Below are 16,084 nucleotides of genomic sequence, written 5' to 3'. Positions count from 1 at the left end.
TTCCCGGTAAAGTTTTTAACCAAAAATAGGCTTTTTGAATAATAAAGAACTATCGCCATAACTCAGAAACCGATAATCATTTTCCAGTGCATAGTTATATATCTTACGCCAATCATCACCGGCAAATGCTGAAATAAGTAGTAGCAATGTGCTTTGAGGCTGATGAAAATTCGTAATGATAGCATCGGGAAAATGAAACTCATAGCCGGGGGCGATCATCAGTTGCGTGGAAGAAATAAGTTGCTGTAGCCCGGTCTTTTCCAGATAGTTTAAAATATTGAGAAGTGCCTGTTCCGGAGCAATTTCCGCAGTGTCATCATAGGGTTCCCATTGCTTTACACCCAGTTCTTCGGGAGACATACCAGGATCTGTGCTGAGTTTTCTCCCAATATAATAGAGGCTCTCCACGGTACGCATTGAAGTGGTTCCCACCACTACAATTTTCCCGGAGTTGTGGGTCAGCAATTTCTCAATAGTTTCTTTCGGTACCGAAATGAATTCGGTATGCATCTCATGGCCGGCTATAATTTCACTTTTCACAGGTTTGAAAGTCCCGGCTCCAACATGGAGGGTTACTTCTGCCGTCCGGGTCCCCTTGTTCCTAAGCTCTTCCATCACCGCTTCCGTGAAGTGTAATCCCGCCGTAGGTGCTGCCACAGAACCTTCAGAACGGGAATAGACAGTCTGGTAAGTCTCGTCGTCTATCGCTTCCGAAGGACGATTCAGATAAGGAGGAATAGGCAGCTTACCGGCAATTTCCAATAGTTCTGAAAAAGTAAATCCCTCATTATCCCAGCAAAACCGGACTACCGTATCACTTCCCGCGATATCTGCCTTTTCAGCCTTCAAGTTCACGATACCATCATGAGTGGATATCTGCATCTGCAACGTCCCCTCTTTCCAGCGTTTGGCATTCCCGATCATACAATGCCAGGAACAATGGCGACGTTGCTGAAAATTCACCACATAATCGGCAGGATAATGGGGAGAGAGACAAAAGACCTCAACCTGTGCCCCGGTCCCCTTAAGAAACAGCAACCGGGCATGAATCACCCTGGTATTATTGAACAGGAGGAGACTACCTTCCGGGAGTAAATCAGGAAGTTCACCGAACCGGTGGGTATCGATTCCAACACCGTCGTATAACAACAGTTTGGATGCATCTCTTCGTTCGAGAGGATATTTCGCGATTTTATCGTCAGGTAGATGATAATTATATTGGGATATCTGTAGTTGCTGAATCTTTTCCTTTTGCATACGATTTTTTTAATCTTACATTTTTTTACTAACACAAAAATGATTTTTCGTAATAATTAATGATTTTATTCCACAAAATTAGTCAACTTTGCAACACGTAACAAGAATAAAAGAATCAAACAGGCGTATCCATCGTAAACTCGCCTTGACAAACGAAACACGCTGACACTTTATAATGAATAAATTAACAATAGGAGACACGGTCCGTTTCCTCAATACAGTAGGTGGAGGGATCGTAAAAGGATTCCGGAATAAACAGGTGGTAATCGTTGAAGATGAACATGGTTTCGACGTGCCGGTATTGATTTCAGAATGTGTTGTGGTACAACCGGCAGGTAATGAAAAACTGACGCAATTGCCCCAATCCGCTCCACGACTCAACCCACCAGCAGAAGAGAAGAAAGAGGAAGAACCAGCCGAAGAAACTCCGGAAGGTGAAAAGATTACAGCCTGCCTGGCATGGCTTCCCATGGATATAAAGAACCTGTCGTCCACAACCTACGAATGTTATTTCGTGAACGACAGTAACTACTATCTCTTTTTAAATTATATGAGCCGTGAAGAATCTTCTTTAAGGATCCGTTATAGCGGGCTTATTGAACCCAACACCAAAATATTTTTGGAAGAACTCGAAAAAGGCGATCTTAATGAAATAGAGAGGATAACCATACAATTCATTGCATTCAAACGGAACAAACCATTTAATGAAAAACCTCCCTGCTCTGTAGCACTGCGTATAGATACGGTAAAGTTCTACAAGCTGCACAGTTTTCACGAAAACGACTACTTCGAAGATGATGCTCTTACCTGTTTTGTCATCCGAAACGATATCCCCGAAGATAAACTCCGCATTTCAGCAGGAGATCTGGAGCAGGCAATGAAAGAAAAAAAGAGAGAGGATGACCGGCCACAGAGAGCACGTATCGAGAAGATAAAAAAAGAGGCAGCAACCATGGTCGATCTTCACATTAACGAGTTGCTCGACACCACTGCGGGAATGAATAATGCAGAAATACTGGAATATCAATTGGGTAAATTCAATGAGGTGATGAATGAGCATATTCATCGGAAAAACCATAAAATAGTATTTATCCACGGTAAAGGAGATGGCGTATTAAGAAATGCCATTATCAAAGAGTTGAAAAAGAATTATCCAAAATGTTTTCACCAGGACGCCTCTTTTCGCGAATACGGCTACGGAGCGACAATGGTGACTATTAAATAAGAAAATAAATATTATCGTATGAAAAAGATGATCCTGCTCCTTAGCGTAGCCCTTTTATTCAATGGCTGCGACGTGATGAATAAAATCGGAGGAGCCTACCAACTTTCACAGAGCGAATATCGCTATCATTCATTAGACAACATCCAACTGGCGGGAATAAATTTAGGAAACGCTTCTGCCATCTCAGTGTCAAAACTAGCTTCTATAGCCACTGCATTGGCCGGGGGATCCTCCTTACAAAACATACCATTCAGCATGACTCTCAATATGGATGTAACCAACCCCAATAAAAGTGCCGCTTTCCTTGATGCATTAGATTATGCCATCCAAATCAATGAAATGGAATTTGTAGAGGGAAAAATGGATATCCCTATCCGGATTGAGCCGGGAGAAACCAAAGTGGTTCCTATCCCCATCAGTCTGGATTTGAAGAATGTAATAAATCGTTATTCCCAACAACGGGTCGCCAATGAGATGAGTGCTTTCCTGGGAATCACTCCCAACGAGACCTCCGTCACTGTAAAGTTGTGGCCTAAATTAACAGTAGGAAATACAGTCCTTAAATCACCCGCAGCAATTCCTGTAGTATTTAATTTCGGGGGAAAAAATTAACGAATTAAGCAAATAATAAGGGTTAAACCGGTCCGGGGCGGGAAATTATTTTCCCGCCTCTTTATTTGCCACCTTTTCGAATAATATCCGTGCGCGGCAAGCAGTTCCTTTTTCTTTTGTTTCAATTTGAAAAAGGTAATCTTCGGGGGCAATCATTTGCCGGTAAACTTCCCCCGAATCACCATATGTAATCTCTTTCAGGAAGTTGATCTCAAATCGACGAATATAATGTTGCCTGTAAAAATCGAGAGAAAAACAATCAGATACCCATTGTACATAATTCAAACTGTTCACATGGCCATTCACATCAATTTCACTATATTTTACGGTAAAACTGTTAGCACCAGCCCCTTCCACATTGGCAATCCTACCCGGCTCTTCCACCGGAACGGTTTCATCTACTACAAACTGCTGCATAGAAGGGATAGAATCTAACTGGACACTACGTCGTGTACGCATGTCGATGACTGCCCATGATGATTTGGCATGGCCGATTACTGTTCCGGCACCATCCCTCATCCGAAAATTACGAGTCGTGAATGCAGTCCCTACATGTTCTATCCATGTCTCAATAGAAAGAGAATCTTGTTCGGTGGGGAAACGGTCCATGTCGATCACTAAACGCGATAACACCCAAGTGTAATGTTCCGTCTGTAACTCCAGCAGGCCGAAACCATTTTCATCAGCATTCCTTCCGGCTGTCATCAATACCATATTGGTAAGCGACCTCAACGAGACCCTACGTCTGAAATCGATATCCTGCGCCTCAATATTATAGCTGTACTTTTTCTTTGCACTCATTATGCTCTTTTTTAACTATTTCATTTTTAAAATCCCAAAGGTACAAAAATATCCAAAAACGGCCTTTTATCTCCTATTGATCTCTCAATACAACCTATTACCCACTATTATCCGGCAGCGGTTCATGACGACTTTTTTTCCAAATGGAATTAATCATTACCTTTGTAAAGACTTTACAAAAACAGCTAATTTCACATTTGTCCATGCAATCGATAAAAGAACTTTTCCGCATCGGGAACGGGCCGTCAAGTAGCCATACGATGGGGCCAAAAAAAGCAGCAGCCATGTTTGCCGAAGACCATCCCGAAACAAAGAGATTTGTTGTTACGCTTTACGGAAGCCTGGCCGCTACGGGCAAAGGGCATTTAACCGATGAAGCAATTTTAAGCGTACTGGAACCGGTTGCTCCCACCACCATCGAATGGCTGCCGAAAACATTCCTCCCTTTTCATCCCAATGCCTTGAAACTGGGTGCTTATGGCAGCGATGGTAAAGAAATAGCTTCTCAGACCGTATACAGTGTGGGCGGTGGAAAGATTTCCGATGGTACAAAGACTATCGGCATAACAGGAAATGAAGGGAAAGATATCTATCCGATGACCACTATGACAGAGGTGATGGAGTGGTGTGAAAAAACCGGCAAAAGCTATTGGGAATATGTGGGAGAACATGAAGGTAAAGAGATATGGGATTACCTGTCGGATGTGTGGGATGTGATGAAAGCTGCTGTGGAAAGGGGACTCGATAATGAAGGGATACTTCCCGGGCCATTGGGCCTGCAACGCAAGGCGGCAAGTTATTTCATCAAAGCCAAGGGATACAAGGCGTCATTGCAATCACGGGGTCGGGTATTTGCATTTGCCCTGGCGGTATCGGAAGAGAATGCATCGGGCGGAGAGATTGTCACGGCACCTACATGTGGCTCCTGCGGTGTGGTACCGGCAGTGCTTTATCATTTGGAAGAGAGCCGCAGTTTCAGCAAGAACAGAATGCTCCGTGCACTGGCTACAGCGGGACTGGTCGGCAATATCGTAAAGGAAAACGCCTCTATTTCCGGTGCCGAGGTAGGATGTCAGGGAGAGATAGGCGTTGCCTGCGCAATGGCCGCCGCAGCAGCCAGCCAACTCTTCGGAGGAAGTCCCGCCCAGATAGAATATGCAGCAGAAATGGGCCTGGAACACCACCTGGGAATGACCTGCGACCCGGTATGCGGATTGGTACAAATCCCCTGCATTGAACGTAACGCCTATGCCGCAGCAAGAGCACTGGATGCCAATCTCTATTCGTCATTCACCGACGGGATACACCGCGTTTCATTCGACCGTGTAGTAAATGTGATGAAAGAGACAGGGCACGACCTGCCTTCACTCTATAAGGAGACCGGTGAAGGCGGATTGGCAAAAGGACATATATTTTAATGAAGAGTGAAGATCTTTTTTGCCCCGGATATACTTTTTTATCAATTTTACCGTTATAACAGCGGTATTACGTAATCAACCTATTAAACAATGATTGACTATATCAAAGGAGAGGTAGCAGAACTTACACCGACTAATGTAACATTGGAATGCGGAGGTATCGGCTACCAATTAAATATCTCATTAAATACCTACGGTGCAATCAGCCAGGAATCCGGGGTAAAACTCTATGTATATGAGTCCATCCGTGAGGATGCCCATGTGTTGTTCGGATTTAGGGATAAACATGAACGGGAACTGTTCCTTCACCTTATCTCGGTATCGGGTGTAGGCCCCAGCACAGCAAGAATAATCCTTTCCTCCCTCAACTCAAGGGAACTGGAAAATGTGATCGCTACGGAAAATGCTGCCGTACTCCAATCCGTGAAAGGGATCGGCGCAAAGACTGCACAAAGGATTATTGTCGATCTGAAAGACAAGATCAAAATGACGGATGAGAGCGGTACCATCCGGTTACCCACAAAAAATGATCTTTCCGAAACAGGCCATGCTGCTGTGTCCGCCTTGGTTATGCTTGGATTTGTACAGACCGCCTCACAAAAAGTGGTATCAAGGATTTTGAAAGAATCGCCTACATTACCGGTAGAAAGCGTAATCAAAGAGGCGTTGAAAAGATTATAAAATTACAATCATACAGAGGTTTTTAAGGAGATCATAACAGGCTGATTACGTAATACGGATTTAATTAAGATGAATCCTGTTAAGCTGTTATTTCTCTGAGAAAAATTGGTCACATATCCTTCTACTTCCATACGGCAATCTCCCGCTTTTTTCTAAGAAAGCCACGTGAGATCCGCGTGCTTATTATCTTGTGCGCATATTACGTCATCTCCCCTGCTCCCATATCTTCCCAGCTCCTCCAGTCCCCGCCGACGGTACGGACAGAAGTACGATACGATCATCATACCAACCTTTATATCATTGAACGGATGATTGGTGACATGGTGATAGATACACCCATTGTCATGACTCCCAAAGAGTATATGGAATACCATCTGAAACAGATGCAGCACCGTCATTTCAGGGAACGTAATACGTCCACCAATAGCAACCCACCACCAGTCCGTCTTACTCCACTTTCACGTCAGCAAGCCAGAAATAACCAGGGAGCCACTATTTTCGGCCCCGGAGGTGTACGCATTACTACACAGGGCTCTATGGAAATTTCGGCCGGATTGAAAAGGGATGTGACCAATAATCCCACTCTCCCGCAGCGGGCACGCATACGTAACCGGTTCGATTTCGACCAGCAAATCCAGCTCAATATGAACGCGCAGGTAGGCGATAAAATCAATTTCAATATCAACTACGACAGCGACGCTACTTTTGATATGGACGCCCGGCAGATAAAACTGGCCTACCGGGGAGATGAAGATGAGATTATCCGCAATATTGAGGCAGGAAATGTAAGCATGACCACCAGCAATTCACTTATTAACGGGGGGACGGCACTCTTTGGCATAAAATCGGACCTGCAATTCGGCAAACTACATATCAATACCCTTTTTTCCCAACAACAGTCGGAAACGCAGACAGTCAACAGCCGGGGAGGGGTACAGACCACTCCGTTCGAGTTTAATGCCGACCAATATGACGAGAACCGTCACTTCTTCCTGGGATATTATTTCCGTGAGTCATACAACCATGCGTTGAGTAAACTGCCTTATATCCAGTCACCGGTATCCATCACCCGAATGGAGGTATGGGTTACCAATAAACAGGGGAATTACGACCAGGTAAGAAACTTAGTAGCATTTGCCGACCTGGGGGAATACAATACCATCCATAATCCTTTCTGGACACAACAGGGAAGTGAAGAGTATCCTAATAACAGGGCTAACTCAATGTACGAACAGCTTGTTACTGCTTATGCCGGCGCAAGAGATATCACAGCTACCGACAATACTTTACCCGGCAATATAGTTCGTGGTGTTGATTACGAAAAACTTGAAAATGCACGTCTTCTCAGTCCATCGGAATATACCTTCCAACCACAATTAGGATATGTCTCGCTTCAGATGCCATTACAAGCGGACGAAGTACTGGCAGTGGCCTTTGAATATACCCGAAACGGCCAGGTGTATCAGGTGGGAGAGTTTTCTGATGATGTGGAGGGAGGTGCACTCTTTGTGAAACTGCTGAAACCGGTCTCTCTCTCTCCACGAGCCTACACCTGGGACCTGATGATGAAAAATATCTATTCCGTAGGTTATAGTGCCTACGATCTGCAGAAAGAGCATTTCAAACTGCAGATCACCTACCAGAGTGATACCACCGGTGTTTATCTGAATTATCTCCCCAACAGCGGTATAGAAGAGAGACTGTTATTGCGGGTGATGAACCTCGACAGGCTCAATTCACGGAATGACCCCTACCCCGATGGGATATTCGATTTTGTGGACGGTTATACCATTGACAGTAAGAACGGACGTATTATCTTTCCGGTTGTGGAACCATTCGGGTCTCATCTTCGGGAGAAGATCGGCGATGATGCCTTAGCAGAACGGTTTATCTATCAAGAGCTATATGACTCTACCCTTACCGCCGCCCGGCAGGTGCCGGAAAAAAATAAGTTCCGTATGAATGGTGAGTACAGAGGTTCATCAGGAGCAGAGATCAACCTCAACGCAATGAACGTACCGCGGGGATCAGTACGGGTGACTGCCGGAGGTATTACCCTGACCGAAGGGGCAGATTACACCGTAGATTATCTCTCCGGTGTAGTACGTATCATCAACCGGTCGATCATCGATGCCGGCACCCCCGTGAGCGTCACACTCGAAAACCGCATGATATCACAGATGCAACGCAAAACATTAATGGGGGTAAACCTATCATACAATTTCACTAAAAACTTTTCTGTGGGTGCCACGCTGATGCACTACTACGAGAAACCACTCATCATGAAAACCGTTTTCGGCGATGAGTCGGCAAAAAACACCTTATGGGGGCTCAATTTGGATTATAAGAAAGAATCCATTGCCCTGACCAATCTTCTCAATATGCTACCGTTTGTAGAAGCAACCGCCCCCTCCCAACTCTCGGCAAGAGTGGAATTTGCCCATCTCATCGCAGGGCATTACAAAAACAAGTACACAGGTGGTTATTCTTATCTTGACGATTTCGAGTCCTCCGCTTCGGGAATAGACCTTCGCAACCCTTACGGCTGGTCGCTTGCCGCCACACCCTATAACAACACCTCTACCGGATTATTCCCCGAAGCAGCCCTTTCCAACAATATTGAGCAGGGTAAAAACCGGGCACAACTGGCATGGTTCTATATCGACGGGATGTTCACCTACAGGAACTCGGGGCTTACTCCTACCCATATAAAAAACGACACAGAACAACTCTCCGATCACCGTGTAAGGGAGATCTATGAACGGGAAATCTTCCCCGGCAGGGACGCTTACTTCGGACAACCCGCAACCATCCCTGTGCTCAACCTCTCCTACTATCCCAACGAACGGGGTCCTTATAATCTCGACACCAACGTGGACAGCGAGGGCAGGTTACTCAATCCCCGTGATCGCTGGGGCGGCATCACCCGACGGATGGATGTCCGCGATTTTGAAGCAGCCAACATAGAATACATAGAGTTCTGGCTGATGGATCCTTTCGTAAATGACACTTTGGGCACTTCACAAGGGGGTGACCTTTATTTCAATCTGGGGGAGATATCGGAAGATGTACTGAAAGATGGGAAAAAGTTCTTCGAGAATGGTCTGCCTGTCGATGGCGACACTACAGCCATAGGCTATTCGGTATGGGGAAAGTACCCCAAGCGCCAATCCACCGTCTATGCTTTCGACAACTCCCGTGGCGACGAATCCCGCCGGTTACAGGATGTGGGTCTTAATGGGTTGAGCAGCGAAGAAGAGAAAACATATCCCGCTTACAGGGATTATCTGGAAACATTACGTACCCGCCTGTCGGGTGAAACCCTTTCTCAGATGCAGGAAGATCCACATTCCCCGTTCAATGACCCGGCAGGCGACAGTTTCCGCCATTATCGGGGAGCAGAGCAGGACAGGCAACAACTGAGCATCCTTGAACGATATAAATACTTCAACGGTACAGAAGGGAATTCACTTTCACCCGAAGATGGTAATCCCTACTCCACCGCTTCACGGGCTACTCCTGACATAGAAGACATTGACAACGACAACACCCTCAATGAGAACGAGTCGTATTACCAGTATAAAGTCTCCCTTCGCCCCGACATGATGGAGGCAGGTGCCAATTTCATCGTGGATAAACGGGAAACGAGCGTGCGATTACGCAACGGAAAGGAGGGCAAAGTCACCTGGTATCAATTCAAGATTCCCATACAGGAATACCAGATAAAGACAGGCAATATAGAGGGGTTCAATAATATCCGTTTCATGAGGATATTCCTCACCGGTTTTGAAGAACCCCAATTCCTCCGGTTTGCCACACTGGAACTGAAACGGAGCGAATGGAGGAACTACAGGAATGACCTCTCCTCCGGGGGAACAGTCTCCGGATCAGGAAACCTCGGCATCTCTACGGTCAATATCGAAGAGAACGGCCGCCGCACTCCGGTCAACTATGTCCTTCCGCCGGGCGTTACCCGTATTCTGGATCCGGGGCAACCCCAATTGCGACAGGAAAATGAACAGTCGCTCTCTCTTAAAATAACCAATCTCGATCCGGACGACAGCCGGGCAGTATATAAGGGGAGTATGTATGACCTGCGTCGGTACAAGAGGCTGCAGATGTTTGTACATGCGGAACGGCTGGCGGAAGATCCCGGTACCCTGCAGGATGGGGACCTCTCAATCTTCCTGCGGCTGGGTTCGGATTACCGGAATAATTACTACGAATACGAGATCCCATTACGACTTACCCCCGAGGGGCAATACAGTACCAATAACCTGCCGGATCAGGAGAAAGTATGGCCGGTAGAGAATATGTTCGACTTTCCACTCGCACTGTTCACCGACTTGAAATTGGCACGCAATGCTGAAAAGGAAAACGATGAAGGAATATCCTTTTTTGTCCCTTACACGCAACCTGATCCCGGGAAGCAAGGGAACAGGATTACCATTGCCGGCAATCCATCACTGGCTGAAGTGAAAGTGCTGATGATCGGTATCAGGAACAACGCAGACAACCAACGGTCGGCAGAAATATGGGTCAACGAATTACGTCTGGGCGAATTTGATGAGAAGGGAGGCTGGGCTGCACAGGGCAATGTGCAATTGGCACTGTCCGACATAGGAACAGTCAGCTTTTCCGGCCGGAAAGAGACTGCCGGTTTCGGCGCACTCAACCAAAGCCTGCTGGAACGGCGTGATGATGATTATACTTCGGTACAACTGGCATTGAATTTAGATATGGGGCGCTTCCTGCCCAAACAGATCAAACTATCGGCTCCACTCTACTTCTCCTACTCTAACCAGCTTACCGCTCCTCTTTACGACCCGTTCAACCAGGATATCCTGCTCTCGGAATCCCTCCAACACTCCGGGACACAGTTCCTTCGTGACTCGATACGACGGATCGCCACCACCGGCATCAAAGATATAAACCTCAGTCTCAGCAACGTGAAGATGGATATCAAGAGTAAGCAGCCGATGCCTTATGATCCGGCCAATTTCAGTTTCACCTATGCCCGCAATCAAAACCTACGTCGCAGTCCTGATACCGAATATGCTACCTTGAAAGATTTCAGAATACAGGCCAATTACGATTACACTCCACAAATAAAAACCTGGGAACCGTTTAAAAACAGTAATGCCAATTCCGGTTGGACAAAACCGCTCCGGGCAATAAACCTCAACTTCCTGCCCAACAACATCCGATTGGGCTCCAATCTTGTACGACATTACGAAGAGGTACAGCTACGAGACCTGAACAGCTCCGCTGAAGGGACTACCCAAACAGAACAGAAGTATTTGTCATTCAGCCGCAATTTCTTCTGGGACCGGAATATTTCCATTACATGGGATTTGACACGTAACTTGAGAACCTCTTTCCGCTCAGGAACCATCGCCGAGATCGAAGAACCCTACTTACAGGTAAACAAGGAGCTTAACAGAAGTGATTACACAATATGGAAAGACTCGGTGATACAGAGCATTCTCGAACTGGGTAAACCGTTAAACTATACACAGACAGCCGATGTGACCTATACCCTTCCGTTCGCCCACATCCCATTGTTGGATTGGGTCAATTCCAGTGCGGCATACCACTCCCGATACCGCTGGGAGCGCGGTGCCATGATAGCGGATGAAAAGATTGGGAATTTTCTGCAAAACGACCTTTCATTCACACTTAACAGCCGTTTCAATATGGCATTGCTATATAATAAAATCCCCTTTTTACGGGAGATAAATAACCATTTTGCCGGTGAACGGCAGGAATACCGGTCCGACAACCCATCGAATAGACAGAACAATGCCGGACAGGATATTGCCCGATATACGGCACATACACTGCTGATGCTCCGAAGCATCAGCATTAACTGGGGATACAAAACACGCAGCGACATCCCCGGTTTTGAAGAAATGATAGGAGATTTCTTCGGACAGCATCAAACATCCGGCGGCCTGTTACCCGGTTGGGGGTTCGCCTTTGGGTTTGAGGGAGGCGAGCGTTTTATCGGGAAATTAAAAAATAGTGGTCTTCTTGTATTGAATGAAAACAATATCACCCCGGCTATCTATAACGAAACCAGAAACCTGCGGTTTGACGCCTCCCTGGAGCCGTTACCGGGATTGAGGATAGATCTGAATACATTGTATGAAAAGAATCACCGGACAGAGATCCAGTACATGTTCGACGACATGCCCAAAAAGAGAGGTGGCAGTTTCGCCATGACTATACAGACTCTCTCTTCGGCATTCGAAAACTCCAAAGCAAACAACAATTACCGTTCACGGGCATTCGAGAAGTTTCTCGAGAACCGGCAGATTATCTCAGAACGTACAAGGCAACAATACGTCGGCACAAACTATCCCGCCGGAGGATTTCTTGCGGGGAGCGGTTTTGAGGATAAACCTTTCGACAGCAATATAGGTGATGTGAGACTCAATTCTGCCGACGTGCTTATCCCTGCTTTCCTGGCCGCCTATACAGGCAAAGATCCCGCATCAATAAGACTTACCCCTTTCCCGGATATCTCTGCGCTACTACCCAACTGGCTTGTCTCCTATAACCTAATGAGGATGTTCCCCCAACTGGGAGAACATATGCAGTCTCTCACCCTCACACATCAGTACCTCTCCCAGTATAGAATAGGATCATTCGAATCTTTTATGAACTGGGTGCCTCTCCCTAATGAGGGTAATCTGGGATATATACGCGATGCGGTTTCAGGCTCTCCCGTTCCATCTACTCCATTTAACATAACTTCAGCCAGCATTCAAGAGAGTTTCAATCCGCTGATAGAAGCACGAGGAGTGTGGGACAATAATGTGAGCCTCCATTTCAGAATCAATATGGGCAGGACACTTAACCTCAACATTGCTTCCTACCAGATTGTAGAAACAAATGACCGGGATTTTGTAACCGGTCTGGGGTACCGTATCCAGCACTTCAATCGTATCATCGGTTTCGGATCCAACTCCATCCAAAGGGAACGCCGCCGGAACTCTCCCAACAGACTGGCCGGCAAATCCCAGGCAGAACATAACACTACATTCACTAACGACCTGAATATACGGCTTGATATCTCACGGAAGACCACCCATGCACTGGTCAGGAGGATTGAAGAAGAATTTACACAGGCTACAAGCGGCATAAGAACCACTACTATCAGTTTTTCAGCCGACTATGCACTAAGCAGATTGATTACCATGCGTGCATTCTTCGACAAGATGATACACCGGCCGCTTGTTTCGTCAGGTTCTTACCCATCTTCAACCACCAGTGCCGGAATAAGCCTGCGGTTTAATATGAACCAAAATTGATGGGAGATGGAGAGAGATTGATGGGAGATGGAGAGAGATTGATGGGAGATTGATGGGAGATTGATGGGAGATTGATGGGAGATGGAGAGAAGGAATCTTGAATTTTGAATCTTGAACCTGCTAAACAAATGCTAAAAAGAAAACTTGACCGGCGACATTCTATTAATTTATGTTGTAAAAAGGAGTTCCTTACGTTTTTTTTTAATTTTAAGGACAAGTGTTAAACAAAAAAGAGGTTTATTTGTTAAATTAAAAATGAAGGGAGACGATCTTTGAAATAAGATTATCACTAAAACGGAGGTAAGTAAAAGAAGTGTATGAAAAAATCGACTATCTGGTTGCTTGCTATTGTGATGTTCACGGCGTTTTTGGTATTGCTGTTCCTGCAAGTAAGATATATGAAAACCAGTCTGGATATCCGTACCCAGCAGTTCGACGAGCAGGTCAACAGAAGCCTGTATAGCGTGATGAAAGAGCTCGAAAAGGATCAGACTCTGAGATATCTGGAGGAGGACATGATCGCATCGGAAAACAGGTATTCACAATACAACCGGCCGCAAATTTCACAAAGCATCACAAGTGAAAGTAGTAGTACAACAATTATGCACCCCGACGGAAGTGAAACAAGAATCGAACTGAGCAGGACGCAACAGTCACTACAGCCTCAACAGCAACGGGAGAGTGTGTTTTTATCCCCCAACAGAGGTTCCAGCACCATCTCCAGGACCCAGTACGACATGCAGCAATCGCTTCATAAACGCTACGCGTACGAAAAAGCGCTGATGGATGAAGTTATTCTGGAGATAATGAGCCGTGCAAGCGACGAACCGATTGAAAAAAGGGTAGATTTCCACAACGTTGAAAAATACATCCGGTCCCAGTTGGCATACAACGGGTTGAATGTTCCGTTCAGTTTTCAGATTGTAGATTTCAACAATAAAGTGGTCTATTCCTCACCCGGGTTTTCCACCAAGCAAAAAAACGCTATCTACACACAGATTCTGTTTCCGAAAGATCCACCGGCAAAATTAAACAGGCTCAGGGTCTATTTTCCGACGAGAAGTAATTATGTGTATGGCGAACTTTCTTTCTTTATCCCGTCGCTTATATTTACGATTATCCTGCTGATAACGTTTATATTCACGGTGGTATCACTCTTCAGGCAAAAGCGTTTGTCTGAAATGAAGAACGATTTTATTAATAATATGACGCATGAGCTGAAAACACCCGTCTCGACCATCTCATTGGCATCCCAGATGCTGAAAGATGAATCAATACTGAAATCACCCGAAGTGTTCAAACATGTCACCGGTGTAATTCACGATGAGACCAAAAGATTGAGTTTTCAGGTAGAAAAAGTGTTACAGATGTCGCTTTTCGACAAACAGAAAGCCACACTGAAAATGAAAGAGATCGATGCAAACGATCTGGTAGTGAGTGTGGCCAATACGCATGTGTTGAAGGTTGAGAAACTGGATGGAACCCTCGACATTGATCTTCAGGCGGAAGAATCTACCATTAAAGTAGATGAGATGCATTTCACCAATGTGATTTTCAATATTCTTGACAATGCACTCAAATACAGAAAGAAAGATGTACCACCGGAATTAATGATCCGGACCAGGAATGAGGGGAACAAGATCATTATCAGTATTGAGGATAATGGGATCGGAATGAAGAAAGAGGATGCGAAGAAAGTATTTGACCGATTTTACCGTGTGCCTACCGGCAATCGTCACGATGTGAAAGGATTTGGCTTGGGACTGGCATACGTAAAAAAAATCGTGACTGACATGAATGGCACTATCCGTGCCGATAGTGAATTAGGAAAAGGAACAAAATTTATAATAAGTTTACCCGTAATAACACAAAAATGATATGGAAGAGAAGTTAAAAATTTTTTTATGCGAAGATGATGAGAATCTTGGTATGTTGCTCAGAGAATACCTCCAGGCAAAAGGGTTTGACACCGATCTGTTTCCCGACGGGGAAGCTGGTTTCAAAGGATTTGTGAAGACAAAATATGATCTTTGCATTGTGGATGTGATGATGCCCAAAAAAGACGGAATTACGCTTGTAAAAGAAATAAGGACCATCAATACGGAAATCCCGGTAATCTTTCTGACTGCAAAGAACATGAAGGAAGATGTGTTGGAAGGTTTCAAGGCCGGCGCAGACGATTACATCACCAAACCGTTTAGCATGGAAGAGTTGGTACTTCGTATCGAAGCTATCATCCGTCGTGTGAAAGGTAAGAAAAGCAAAGAACAACAGGTTTACAACTTTGGTACAATGTCTTTCGACACTCAGAAGCAAATTCTCACTATTGGTGACACCCAGACAAAACTGACCACCAAAGAGTCTGAATTGCTTTCGCTCCTCTGTGCACACGCCAATGATATTCTTGAAAGAAACCATGCCCTGAAACAGATATGGGAAGAGGATACCTATTTCAATGCACGCAGCATGGATGTGTATATCACCAAATTGCGTAAATTGCTGAAACCTGAGCCCAATATTGAAATTATCAATATTCATGGAAAGGGTTACAAGTTGATTGTTCCTACCGATGAAAATGAAAACGTAGAACAATAGTAACTAATTTTTTTGATCAGAAAAGAGCCGTTCCCTCCGGAGCGGCTCTTTTTATCCATAAAATTTCACGTTACAAATTCGTAACATTAAATTTATTGAGTACTTTTGCAGAACGTACGAAAGGAACTGAACCACTATGGATTGAAAATCCATAGGTTCGATTCCGACTAAAAGTCGGC

At 45.3% G+C, this 16,084-nt stretch carries 9 protein-coding genes; 7 read left to right on the top strand and 2 right to left on the bottom strand.

Annotation, left to right across the window (positions count from 1 at the left end):
- Positions 1–15 precede the first annotated feature (15 nt).
- A complete protein-coding gene (locus U2P89_RS13375; RefSeq protein WP_322191629.1) occupies positions 16–1,257 on the bottom strand; it encodes an S-adenosylmethionine:tRNA ribosyltransferase-isomerase in 1,242 nt (413 codons plus the stop codon).
- A 175-nt stretch (positions 1,258–1,432) separates the two neighbouring features.
- Between U2P89_RS13375 and U2P89_RS13370 the strand changes: the two genes are divergently transcribed.
- Positions 1,433–2,482: a DUF2027 domain-containing protein gene (locus tag U2P89_RS13370; protein WP_322191628.1), complete on the top strand. Its 1,050-nt coding sequence runs from the start codon at positions 1,433–1,435 to the stop codon at positions 2,480–2,482.
- A gap of 18 nt (positions 2,483–2,500) precedes the next feature.
- Complete coding sequence (locus U2P89_RS13365) at positions 2,501–3,094, top strand: LEA type 2 family protein (RefSeq protein WP_092024893.1); 594 nt, start codon at positions 2,501–2,503, stop codon at positions 3,092–3,094.
- A 45-nt stretch (positions 3,095–3,139) separates the two neighbouring features.
- Here U2P89_RS13365 and U2P89_RS13360 read toward each other — a convergent pair whose 3' ends face one another.
- On the bottom strand, positions 3,140–3,895 hold the full coding sequence (locus U2P89_RS13360) for an acyl-[acyl-carrier-protein] thioesterase (RefSeq protein WP_322191627.1): 756 nt from the start codon (positions 3,893–3,895) through the stop codon (positions 3,140–3,142).
- Positions 3,896–4,098: 203 nt separating this feature from the next.
- On the opposite strand from U2P89_RS13360, the gene U2P89_RS13355 reads away from it, so the two are divergent.
- The 5 genes from U2P89_RS13355 (at position 4,099) to U2P89_RS13335 (ending at position 15,905) form a co-directional block, all read left to right on the top strand.
- Positions 4,099–5,313 carry an L-serine ammonia-lyase gene (locus U2P89_RS13355; RefSeq protein ID WP_076929821.1) on the top strand — a complete coding sequence of 405 codons (1,215 nt, stop codon included), beginning with the start codon at positions 4,099–4,101 and terminating at the stop codon, positions 5,311–5,313.
- Between the two features lie 90 nt (positions 5,314–5,403).
- The gene (gene ruvA, locus U2P89_RS13350) at positions 5,404–5,994 is read left to right on the top strand and encodes a Holliday junction branch migration protein RuvA (RefSeq protein ID WP_076929819.1); all 591 of its coding nucleotides are present in this window, start codon (positions 5,404–5,406) and stop codon (positions 5,992–5,994) included.
- Between the two features lie 188 nt (positions 5,995–6,182).
- Entirely contained in the window at positions 6,183–13,310 is a 7,128-nt protein-coding gene (gene sprA, locus U2P89_RS13345) for a cell surface protein SprA (RefSeq protein ID WP_322191626.1), read from the top strand.
- 317 nt (positions 13,311–13,627) lie between these two features.
- The gene (locus tag U2P89_RS13340) at positions 13,628–15,187 is read left to right on the top strand and encodes a sensor histidine kinase (RefSeq protein ID WP_092024890.1); all 1,560 of its coding nucleotides are present in this window, start codon (positions 13,628–13,630) and stop codon (positions 15,185–15,187) included.
- 1 nt (position 15,188) lies between these two features.
- The gene (locus tag U2P89_RS13335) at positions 15,189–15,905 is read left to right on the top strand and encodes a response regulator transcription factor (protein WP_076929812.1); all 717 of its coding nucleotides are present in this window, start codon (positions 15,189–15,191) and stop codon (positions 15,903–15,905) included.
- Positions 15,906–16,084 lie beyond the last annotated feature (179 nt).

The organism is Proteiniphilum sp. (assembly GCF_034331125.1).
Classification (GTDB): domain Bacteria; phylum Bacteroidota; class Bacteroidia; order Bacteroidales; family Dysgonomonadaceae; genus Proteiniphilum; species Proteiniphilum saccharofermentans.
Note: the sequence above shows the minus strand (reverse complement) of the source record. Positions and strands in the feature narration are given on the sequence as shown.

Bases quoted from the DNA above. Each gene is read 5' to 3' on its own strand.
- U2P89_RS13375 (WP_322191629.1), bottom strand. From the start codon at position 1,257: ATGCAAAAGGAAAAGATTCAGCAACTACAGATATCCCAATATAATTAT.
- U2P89_RS13370 (WP_322191628.1), top strand. From the start codon at position 1,433: ATGAATAAATTAACAATAGGAGACACGGTCCGTTTCCTCAATACAGTA.
- U2P89_RS13365 (WP_092024893.1), top strand. From the start codon at position 2,501: ATGAAAAAGATGATCCTGCTCCTTAGCGTAGCCCTTTTATTCAATGGC.
- U2P89_RS13360 (WP_322191627.1), bottom strand. From the start codon at position 3,895: ATGAGTGCAAAGAAAAAGTACAGCTATAATATTGAGGCGCAGGATATC.
- U2P89_RS13355 (WP_076929821.1), top strand. From the start codon at position 4,099: ATGCAATCGATAAAAGAACTTTTCCGCATCGGGAACGGGCCGTCAAGT.
- ruvA (WP_076929819.1), top strand. From the start codon at position 5,404: ATGATTGACTATATCAAAGGAGAGGTAGCAGAACTTACACCGACTAAT.
- U2P89_RS13340 (WP_092024890.1), top strand. From the start codon at position 13,628: ATGAAAAAATCGACTATCTGGTTGCTTGCTATTGTGATGTTCACGGCG.
- U2P89_RS13335 (WP_076929812.1), top strand. From the start codon at position 15,189: ATGGAAGAGAAGTTAAAAATTTTTTTATGCGAAGATGATGAGAATCTT.